The following is a 2,295-nucleotide window of genomic DNA, read 5'->3' as shown; positions in this document are numbered from 1 at the left end:
ATCTTGCGCAGCCCCTGCGTATCTTCCCCTGTATTCATCAATTATAAATGTTGCTGTAGTTTTTTCCTGCGTTTTTTCTTTTTAACTGTCGGCTGCATAAAGCCCTGGTCGGATCTGGATAGTACCATATCGAGGTAACCTGTCTTTTGAGGCATTTCTAAATGACTTTTTTCAGTGCTATCGTTATAAATAAAATGTTTGCGTGGCATTTTCCTCCAGGTTTTACCGAGCTGTGCTACCGGAATGTCACGATCTCCGAAAGCCCTTAGGAGTGAAGCCGCACTATAGACCTTTCCAAGGTCACTGCCGTTGAATACCGATTTTGTGCCATGGTCAATAAAAGTGACCCCATAAATCCTTCCCTGCTGATTTCTTCTAAAATCAGCGGTCACTCCAATCTCTTTTAAAGCCAACTCAAAACCTGTTTTCGTGATGGACTGGTAACCGTCAAATAGCCAATCGATCTTATCCTTTAACGCTTCTCTAAAAATTTTCCGGTCTCTTGTGTTTTTATCAAAGCGCTTTTCAATATTATCAAAGGTTGGTCGAGCATACATTGCACTCGCCTTTAACGGAATGCCAATTTTATTTCCATTATCATCCAGAATAGAATAAATCAGACCGCGTTTCTGGTACATCACCGAATCTTCCGCTCCCCTATCCGCGGTAATATTAAAAGCCTTTAATGCCGCATTGAACTCAGGAAAAGAGCTGTACCTATACTGCTTCATCACCGCGGTAACGATATTACTGATGGTCTTTTTCGTTGGGCCTTCCCCATAAACCGCTGGTTTTATCTTTGGGGAGTTATCCAGCGACCTGCCCCCAGCAACCTTCAGGTTATATTTCTGCTCAATGGACTTCCTTGCCTGTTCCGAGCGTCTATAACCGATGCCGTGGATGTCGATCCTGCTGCCATCTGGTCTGATATTGGTTGTGCCGATATGTACATGCGGATGGTGGGTATCCTCATGCAGGTACACCAGAAAGGGTTGTTCGCCAAAACCGATCTGCTCCATGTACTCTGAAACAATGCGCTGTAGCTTTTCGCTGTCCAATTGGTCCGATGGGTGGAAATTCAATGTAATGTGCAGCGCATTGGTTTTGACCGATGGGTTCAGCATCGTGCGTTTGTTAAAACGCTCTGCTTTTTGCACCAGCTTAAGTTTATCGATATCCCCAGCAAAAGCACTGGCCATAAAAAGTATCGCTTCTCCCTTTTCGACCTTATTCTCGTTATAGATCAGGATCCCCCTGATGTTTTTTCCGCTGACGATTTTTGCAACCACTTATGCGCTAGTTTATCGGTGATCTCCAGTAAGCGTTCAATTTTGATTTCGATCTTTTCATATAATTCTTTTGTCCGCTCCACATAAAACATCCTTGCAGCTTTGCTCTGGCTGGTGTGAAAATGGTAGGTCTGCTGGTTGATGTTGATGCCAATGTACCTGATTTCTTTTCTGATCATGGCCAGTTCTTCCATCGGCCCGTTCATGGAAATATCCCTGTGAAAAATCTGTACGGGCTCCTGCATTAGTATCTTTCGAGCCAGTTGTGAAAGCCCCTTGCAGTCACTACTTTTTTGCATTTTATTTAGCCTCTTGAGGGTCTGTTCGTCTACCCTGATGCGGATGTAATGTTTGAGTTTTTCTTCCTCTTTTTTGATCTTGGGTCTTGGCATTTTATTGTCGCTTTAAGGCTTACGAGTTCCGAGTAAGCCTCCAGCCGTTAGGATGGCAAGATATTTTTGTCCCACAAAAATCCATCTTGCTGCGAACCCGCGTTTGCCAAAAAGCACCTTAACGACACGTATTTATTGATTAGCTATTGTTCTTCCTGAGTTTGGGATCTGAGATGAAAGAAAGGCAAACAGGTCCTGAGCGCTTGCCTGATCCGGTGACGGGGATTCACCTTGATGCGTTTGATTTTGAGGTGTGGCCTGCCGTGGAATATTCTGCCGTTAATGGTTTTGCTCTTGGTACTTTTCATCTTGAATATTTTTGATATTCAAAGATTGGGGAACGAAAAACCAATGCAACCGAGCTTGGGAAAATAATTTATAAACACGCCTTATCATTTCTTAAAAGCTATTATGTTTTTGTTCTTTTCGCATGGAATAGCATCTTTTCATGAGTTAAATTTAAAAGGATCAATACCAAAAGTTGTGGAGTAGTCATTTTTAAGCATACAATTGAGTTAGCCTGTATAGGAAAAACTTTACGCATTTCACGCCACGAAATTGGGATCTAAACGCTTTAATCTTTGCATTGAATGATTCGGCAGAAGCATTGGTCG

Annotated in this window: 3 protein-coding genes; 1 reads left to right on the top strand and 2 read right to left on the bottom strand. The window is 42.7% G+C overall.

Translation table 11 applies throughout. The features are described 5' to 3' along the window. Positions 1 to 41: 41 nt before the first annotated feature. The gene (locus AC1DND_RS26120; protein WP_477585542.1) at positions 42 to 1,289 is read right to left on the bottom strand and encodes a relaxase/mobilization nuclease domain-containing protein; all 1,248 of its coding nucleotides are present in this window, start codon (positions 1,287 to 1,289) and stop codon (positions 42 to 44) included. Further along, positions 1,244 to 1,681 carry a plasmid mobilization protein gene (locus tag AC1DND_RS26115; RefSeq protein WP_477585541.1) on the bottom strand — a complete coding sequence of 146 codons (438 nt, stop codon included), beginning with the start codon at positions 1,679 to 1,681 and terminating at the stop codon, positions 1,244 to 1,246. Before AC1DND_RS26115 ends, AC1DND_RS26120 begins: the two co-directional genes overlap by 46 nt. A 173-nt stretch (positions 1,682 to 1,854) precedes the next feature. Here AC1DND_RS26115 and AC1DND_RS26110 point away from each other — a divergent pair, with 173 nt between their 5' ends. After that, positions 1,855 to 2,004: a hypothetical protein gene (locus tag AC1DND_RS26110; protein ID WP_477585539.1), complete on the top strand. Its 150-nt coding sequence runs from the start codon at positions 1,855 to 1,857 to the stop codon at positions 2,002 to 2,004. Positions 2,005 to 2,295 lie beyond the last annotated feature (291 nt).

This window comes from Pedobacter sp. 01N416, assembly GCF_056399685.1.
The sequence above is the reverse complement of the archived record's forward strand: the minus strand, read 5'-3'. Positions and strand labels throughout refer to the sequence as shown.

What these genes read in the sequence shown, in the direction of transcription:
- AC1DND_RS26110 (WP_477585539.1), top strand. Translation starts at nt 1,855, where the DNA reads ATGAAAGAAAGGCAAACAGGTCCTGAGCGCTTGCCTGATCCGGTGACG.
- AC1DND_RS26115 (WP_477585541.1), bottom strand. Translation starts at nt 1,681, where the DNA reads ATGCCAAGACCCAAGATCAAAAAAGAGGAAGAAAAACTCAAACATTAC.